The sequence below is a fragment of the Methylomonas rivi genome (assembly GCF_024505165.1).
Taxonomy (GTDB): Bacteria; Pseudomonadota; Gammaproteobacteria; order Methylococcales; family Methylomonadaceae; genus Methylomonas; species Methylomonas rivi.
In genome coordinates this window covers 1-7,025 of record NZ_JANIBK010000171.1, presented here as the reverse complement: position 1 = coordinate 7,025, position 7,025 = coordinate 1, and the positions used below count along the sequence as shown (strand labels likewise).

General features: G+C 55.9%; 6 protein-coding genes. All 6 read right to left on the bottom strand.

The features are described 5' to 3' along the window. A partial coding sequence (locus tag NP596_RS18755; protein ID WP_371927980.1) for a type IV pilus assembly protein FimV occupies nucleotides 1-1,152 on the bottom strand: 1,152 nt, incomplete at its 3' end. An 85-nt stretch (nucleotides 1,153-1,237) separates the two neighbouring features. Next, the gene (locus NP596_RS18750; RefSeq protein ID WP_256616930.1) at nucleotides 1,238-2,260 is read right to left on the bottom strand and encodes an aspartate-semialdehyde dehydrogenase; all 1,023 of its coding nucleotides are present in this window, start codon (nucleotides 2,258-2,260) and stop codon (nucleotides 1,238-1,240) included. Nucleotides 2,261-2,265: 5 nt separating this feature from the next. Beyond that, nucleotides 2,266-3,345 carry a 3-isopropylmalate dehydrogenase gene (leuB, locus tag NP596_RS18745; protein WP_256616929.1) on the bottom strand — a complete coding sequence of 360 codons (1,080 nt, stop codon included), beginning with the start codon at nucleotides 3,343-3,345 and terminating at the stop codon, nucleotides 2,266-2,268. A gap of 17 nt (nucleotides 3,346-3,362) precedes the next feature. Beyond that, complete coding sequence (leuD, locus tag NP596_RS18740) at nucleotides 3,363-4,001, bottom strand: 3-isopropylmalate dehydratase small subunit (protein ID WP_256616928.1); 639 nt, start codon at nucleotides 3,999-4,001, stop codon at nucleotides 3,363-3,365. Nucleotides 4,002-4,119: 118 nt separating this feature from the next. Continuing rightward, nucleotides 4,120-5,529, bottom strand: coding sequence for a 3-isopropylmalate dehydratase large subunit (gene leuC / locus NP596_RS18735; protein WP_256616927.1), 1,410 nt, complete (start codon nucleotides 5,527-5,529; stop codon nucleotides 4,120-4,122). Between the two features lie 74 nt (nucleotides 5,530-5,603). Next, nucleotides 5,604-6,242: an adenylate kinase gene (adk, locus tag NP596_RS18730; protein WP_256616926.1), complete on the bottom strand. Its 639-nt coding sequence runs from the start codon at nucleotides 6,240-6,242 to the stop codon at nucleotides 5,604-5,606. Nucleotides 6,243-7,025 lie beyond the last annotated feature (783 nt).

The window sequence follows — 7,025 nt, the reverse complement described above, 5'->3', positions numbered from 1 at the left end:
GGGTGCTTGCGGTTCCGCGGTCGGAGGCGCCGTTTCGGGAGGTTGCGCGGGCAGGCTTTGCGCGCTCTCGGCCGCTTGTTGCGCGGCCTCCTTGTCGTTGCCTTGCAGGGCGGCCAATTGCTGGTCTTTCAACGCCAACAATTGTTGCATCATATTCAATTGTTGCTCGAGCCGGTCGATGCGGCTTTGTAACTCGAGGTCCTTGCCATCGCTTGCCCCGCTGCCGGCACCCTCGGCGCTTGCACGGCCCTCGCCGCCTTGCTGGCCGGGTTTTACCTGGCCGGCAGCGCCGATGCTTTCGGTAATTTTGGCGTCGGCAGGAGCGACCAACTCCAGCGCTTTATTAGCGGCAACCGTTTCCGTGGCGGGTTTGGGCGCTTTACGGACGGATTTGCTGTCGCCGGCTTGCAAAATGGCGTCGGTTGCCGGTATTTTCAATACCACGCCTGCTTTTAACGAATCGATATTGCCTCGGTTGAAGGCATCCGGGTTGGCCCTAAATAGCGCCGACATCATTTGATTGGTGGGAACGCCGCGTTCGCTGCCCAGTTGTTCGGCTATACGCCACAAGGTATCGGCGGTTTGAACCGGGCCGTATTCGCCGCTGGCCGGAGTTTGGGGCGTGATATTGGCCGCGGTATCTACCCGGCGGATGTTTTTTCTAGCGGTTTGAGTTTTGCGAACCGGCCTTGCATAGTCTTCAAGCGGCTCTACACGGTAATCGGTAGCTGCCGCGCTGGGGATGACGGGAGCCCGGTAAGCCTCGGGCGGGTCGACCAAAACGGTAAATTCGCGGTATTGGCTGCCTTGCGGCCAACTGACTTCAAGCAGGAAATCCAGAAACGGTTCGGTCATGGGTTCCCGCGAGGTAATTTTGACCACAATGGAGCCGTCGGGCTGCGCTACCGGATTAAATTTGATTTTGGACAGGAAGTAGTTCCAGGGGACGCCGGCCTGATCGAACTTTTCCGGAGGGGCCAGTTTTACCGACACATCGGCGGGATTTTCGCCCGCCGCCAAATGTAGACGGATTTCCGCGTTCAGTTTCTGGTTAAGGGCGGAATGCAACTCAATATCACCGATACCCAACGGTTGCGCGCTCATCGGTATCAGCAACGATACAACCGCTAAAGTTTTAGTTAAGTGCTTCACATTCTTTTCCTTCACTGGGATTACCTCGGCACGATCAATCGGATGCATTTTGTCCGACTCATTAAAGACGCTTGCTAATCTTAGACTAGATGTAATTTTTTACCAGCACCTCGGCTATTTGCACGCTGTTCAAAGCGGCGCCCTTTCTGACATTATCGCCCACCACCCACAAATCTATCCCGTTAGGATGAGAGATGTCTTCGCGAATTCTGCCGACATAGACATCGTCGTGGCCGGACGATTCGGTTACCGCCGTGGGATAGCCGCCATTTTCGCGTTCATCCAAAACCGTGACGCCGGGAGCCGCCGAGAGCAATTCCCGCACCCGGTCGGCGGAAATTTTTTGCTTGGTTTCGATATGCACGGCTTCGGAGTGCCCAAAAAACACCGGCACGCGTACTGCGGTGGGATTGACCTGTATGCTGTCGTCGCCCATGATTTTGCGGGTTTCCCAGACCATTTTCATTTCTTCCTTGGTATAGCCGTTCTCCATGAATACATCGATTTGCGGCAATACGTTGAAGGCGATTTGTTTTGGGTACACGTTAGGCACGACCGGTTTGGCGTTCAGCAGGTTGGCTGTTTGGGTCGCCAATTCCTCGATAGCTTCCTTGCCTGTGCCGGAAACGGCTTGATACGTGGCGACATTGATGCGGCTGATGCCGACGGCGTCGTAAATGGGTTTCAAGGCCACCAGCATTTGGATGGTGGAACAATTAGGATTGGCGATAATGCCGCGGTTTTTATAGTCGGCGACTTTTTCCGGATTAACCTCCGGCACTACCAGCGGAATATCGTCGTCGTAACGGAATTGCGAGGTATTGTCTATCACCACGCAGCCGGCGGCGGCGGCTTTGGGGGCGTATTCGGCCGATACGGAGGCGCCGGGCGAGAACAGGCCGATTTGCACTTTGGAAAAATCGAAACCGGCCAAGTCTTCCACCACCAGCGAGCCGCCTTTAAACGGAATCCGTTTGCCCGCCGAGCGTTCGCTGGCCAGCGCGTAGACTTTGCCCACCGGAAAATTACGCTCTTCCAAGATCGCGATCATGGTTTCGCCGACCGCGCCGGTCGCGCCGACCACTGCAACATCATAAGTTTTGGACATAGGGTTTATCCTTTTAAAGCATTGAGTACGGCATCGCCCATGCCGGAGGTACTGGTTTGAGTCATGCCTTCCGAATAAATATCCGGGGTTCGGACGCCGGCGTCCAGCGCAGTGTCGACGGCTTGTTCGATACGTTCGGCCGCCGCGGTTTCGTTAAAGGTATAACGCAACATCATGGCTACCGACAGAATAGTCGCCAAGGGGTTGGCGATGCCTTGGCCGGCAATGTCGGGTGCCGAACCGTGTATCGGTTCGTACATGCCCTTGCCGTTGGCATCCAGCGACGCGGACGGCAACATGCCGATAGAGCCGGTCAGCATCGCCGCGATGTCCGACAAAATATCGCCGAACATATTAGTGGTGACGATGACGTCGAATTGTTTCGGCGCGCGCACCAGTTGCATCGCGGCATTGTCGACATACATGTGGCTTAATTGTACATCCGGATAATCCTTGCCGACTTCGGTGACCACCTGCCGCCATAGTTCGGTCGCCTCCAGCACATTGGCCTTATCCACCGAACACAGTTTGCGGTTTCGCTTTTGGGCGGTTTTAAACGCCGAATGGGCGATGCGGCGGATTTCCGACTCGCAATACACCAGCGTGTTGAAGCCTTGTTGCTCGCCGTTTTCCAATAACCGGATCCCGCGCGGCTGGCCGAAGTAAATGCCGCCGGTCAGTTCGCGCACGATCATGATATCCAGGCCGGCCACCACCTCGGGTTTTAGCGTGCTGGCTTCGGCCAGTTGCGGGTACAAAATCGCCGGCCTCAGATTCGAGAACAGATTCAGTTCCGAACGTATGCCCAGCAAGCCGCGTTCGGGGCGCACCGCATGCGGCAACGGCTCCCACTTGGGCCCGCCCACCGCGCCCAGCAATACCGCGTCCGCGTTCTTGCACAAATTCAGGGTTTGCTGCGGCAGCGGAGTGCCGAAGGCATCGTAAGCGGCACCGCCGACCAACGCGGTTTCGAAGCTTAGCCCCAAGGCCATGTCGCTGTTTAAAAAGCTTAAAACCTGAATGGCCTCGGCGACAATTTCGGGGCCGATACCGTCACCCGCTAAAACGGCGATTTTTTTTGCCATGGATCTACCCGATTCGCTTAGGCGTCTTTAAACAGCCAAGGCGCGCGTTTGGCGCGTTCGGCTTCATAGGCTTTAATTTTGTCGGCATGCTGCAAAGACAAGGCAATGTCGTCCAAACCGTTCAACAAGCGGTAGCGGCGATTTTCATCGACATTGAAGCCGATCGCTTGACCGCTTGGGGTGGTGATGGTCTGCGCTTGCAAGTCTATGGTCAACCGGTAGCCGTCGGCCATTTCGTTGAACAGCCGGTCAACGATTTCCGCCGGTAGCACGATGGGCAAAATACCGTTTTTAAAGCAATTGTTGAAAAAGATGTCGGCAAAGCTGGGGGCGATAATGGCCCGGAAACCGTAATCTTCCAGCGCCCACGGCGCATGCTCGCGCGAAGAGCCGCAGCCGAAGTTTTCCCGGGTCAGCAGAATTTGCGCGCCTTTATATTGCGCTTTATTCAGCACGAAATCCTGGTTCAGCGGCCGGTTTGTGCAATCCATGTCGGGTTCGCCATGATCAAGATAACGCCATTCGTCGAACAAATACGGGCCGAAACCGGCGCGGCGAATGGATTTTAAAAACTGCTTGGGAATGATGGCATCGGTATCGATATTGGCTCTGTCCAGCGGCGCCACCAGCGCGGTTAAAGTAGTGAATGCTCTCATGCCGCACCTCCCTGTGCGGCACCCTTGCGGGCTGCCGTTGGCAGTGCAAAATTGCTATCCTGCAATTTTGTCATGCAGGCTTCGGATTTAAAAATGCTACGCAGTGTGTGTGTCATGTTCATACTCCTTGCTCTGCGACGTTAACAAAGTGGCCGGCAATTGCGGCGGCGGCTGCCATGGCTGGGCTGACCAAATGGGTACGGCCGCCGTAGCCTTGGCGGCCCTCGAAATTACGGTTGGATGTGGACGCGCAATGTTCGCCGGCTTCCAGGCGGTCGGCGTTCATGGCCAGACACATGGAGCAGCCCGGCTCGCGCCATTCGAAATTGGCCTCGGTAAAGATTTTGTCCAGGCCTTCCGCTTCGGCTTGTTGCTTGATCAAACCGGAGCCCGGTACGATCAATACTTGTTTAACGGATTCGGCTTTTTTACGGCCCTTGATAACCGCCGCTGCCGCGCGCAAATCCTCGATGCGCGAATTGGTGCAGGAGCCGATGAAGACTTTGTCCAGCTTGATGTCGGTGATTTTTTGCCCGGCCTGCAAGCCCATGTATTGGAGTGCGCGCTCTATGCCTTGGCGTTTCACCGGGTCCGCTTCTTGCGCGGGATCGGGCACGCTTGCGTCGACCGGCAGTACCATTTCCGGCGAAGTGCCCCAGCTGACTTGCGGTTTAATCTCGGCCGCGTTGAATTCGATGACTTTGTCGAATTTGGCGTCGCTATCGGAATGCAGTTTTTGCCAGTAACGCACGGCCATGTTCCAGTCGTCGCCTTTAGGCGCGTAGGGGCGGCCTTGATAATAGTCGATGGTGGTGTCGTCGCAGGCAATCAATCCTGCCCGCGCGCCGGCTTCGATCGCCATGTTGCAGATCGTCATGCGGCCTTCCATGGACAGGGCGCGAATCGCTTCGCCGCCGAATTCGATGGTGTAACCGGTGCCGCCGGCGGTGCCGATATTGCCGATGACGGCCAGCACGATGTCCTTGGCGGTGACGCCGGGACCGGCCTTGCCGTTGACCTTGATCAGCATGTTCTTGGCTTTTTTCTGCACCAGACACTGGGTCGCCAAGGCGTGCTCGACCTCCGATGTGCCGATGCCGAAGGCCAATGCCGCAGAAGCACCGTGAGTGGAGGTATGCGAGTCGCCGCAGACCACGGTCATGCCGGGCAGCGTGGCGCCTTGTTCCGGGCCGACGACGTGGACAATGCCTTGGCGGATGTCGCTCATGTGGAATTCGGTGATGCCGAATTCCTTGCAGTTGCTCTCCAGGGTTTCCACCTGCAGGCGCGACACCGGGTCGGCAATGCCCTTGGCTCTGTCGGTAGTAGGGATGTTGTGATCCGCTACCGCCAGATTGCGGGCGATGCGCCAAGGATGGCGGCCGGACAAACGCAAGCCCTCGAAAGCTTGCGGGGAAGTCACTTCGTGCAGTAATTGCCGGTCGATATAAATCAAGCACGAGCCGTCGTCTTCGGTGTGAACGACATGGTCGTCCCAAAGTTTGTCGTATAAGGTTTTACCTGCCATATTGGTTTCTCATTAGGTAGGGTACGCATCGCGTACCGGAAGCTAAAGGTACGCGCCGCGTACCCTACGATGGTTTAATTCAACACCGCGAATACTTTAGCGGTAATGTCGCCGACCGAGCCGACGCCTGCAATGGAGGCGAATTTGGCTTTCTGGCCGGGCGCCGAATAAAAACCGACCAGCGGTTTGGTTTGTTCGTGATAGACGTTCAGACGTTTACGCACGGTTTCTTCGGTGTCGTCGTCGCGTTGAATCAAAGGCTCGCCAGTGACGTCGTCGACGCCTGCGGTTTTCGGCGGATTAAATACCACGTGATAACTGCGGCCGGAGGCCATGTGTACGCGTCTGCCGCTCATGCGCTTGATGATTTCCTCGTCGTCAACCGCAATTTCCACCACATAATCCAGTTCCACGCCCATGTTTTCCAGACCTTCGGCCTGGGCGATAGTTCGCGGGAAGCCGTCCAATAAATAGCCGTTTTTGCAGTCGTCCTGGGCGATGCGTTCCTTGATCAAGCCCAGAATAATGTCGTCGGACACCAGACCGCCGGCATCCATGACTTTTTTGGCTTCCACGCCCAAAGGAGTGCCGGCGCGAACCGCCGCGCGCAGCATGTCGCCGGTGGAAATTTGCGGAATGGCAAACTTTTCGGTAATGAACTGGGCTTGTGTGCCTTTACCCGAACCGGGACTTCCTAACAGGATGATACGCATAGCTTTTAACTCCGGGGCGTCAATGCGGCTTTTTGCCGTCTAATTAATGGTTTGGTATCCGCGAGGGTCTGCCTGCGGAAGCCGTTAAAAAACCGGGCATTTTAGCGCAAACCTTTTAGGAATGCCGTTAAATGTTGGTTTTTGGCTCTTGGTTTTATATGCAAGTGTCTTTGGTGGGGCGAAGGCTTTTGTTTAATAGGTGTCGCTATCGCGACGGGTGATTTAAAGTCGGTTCGCGGACCGACAGCCGAGATACTTTCTTTTGCTCCGCCAAAAGAAAGTATCCAAAGAAAAGGCGGCCCGGTGCTCGGCGCGGCATAACGGGAGAAAACCCATCGCGGAGTTTGAAATCGATTAATATTTTGGAAGTCGCGTAGGTCAGGGTGCGCGATAGCGTTCCCTGACAAATTTTGGACCCATGACTTCGAAATGTCACGTAACCGCTATCGCGGCAACGTGACCTAGTGTGCCCGGCATGGGCTAAAACTTGTTATCTGAAAGGAGATAACCGGAAGTAGTAACGACAACCGTAGCGAAACGCAAGGGTGAAAACCGCGAGGCTAGCCTGAAAGAAGCGCGTAGCAAAAGCACGACCGCAGGAACACGAACAAGCATTGAGGCCGGTTGTGGGCGATGAGTGTGCTAGGGAACACGAAATCCAACCGTTACCGAAAGACGCATCAGGTAGAGCTTGGCGGCACGGGCAGACAGTTTTAGCACCTTACCCGGGGAGATCTCCCGAACGAGAGATTGGGAGAAGTCAGCAGAAGCCGTAGTAGCGAG

Bases quoted from the DNA above. Each gene is read 5' to 3' on its own strand.
- NP596_RS18750 (WP_256616930.1), bottom strand. From the start codon at position 2,260: ATGTCCAAAACTTATGATGTTGCAGTGGTCGGCGCGACCGGCGCGGTC.
- leuD (WP_256616928.1), bottom strand. From the start codon at position 4,001: ATGAGAGCATTCACTACTTTAACCGCGCTGGTGGCGCCGCTGGACAGA.
- adk (WP_256616926.1), bottom strand. From the start codon at position 6,242: ATGCGTATCATCCTGTTAGGAAGTCCCGGTTCGGGTAAAGGCACACAA.
- leuB (WP_256616929.1), bottom strand. From the start codon at position 3,345: ATGGCAAAAAAAATCGCCGTTTTAGCGGGTGACGGTATCGGCCCCGAA.
- leuC (WP_256616927.1), bottom strand. From the start codon at position 5,529: ATGGCAGGTAAAACCTTATACGACAAACTTTGGGACGACCATGTCGTT.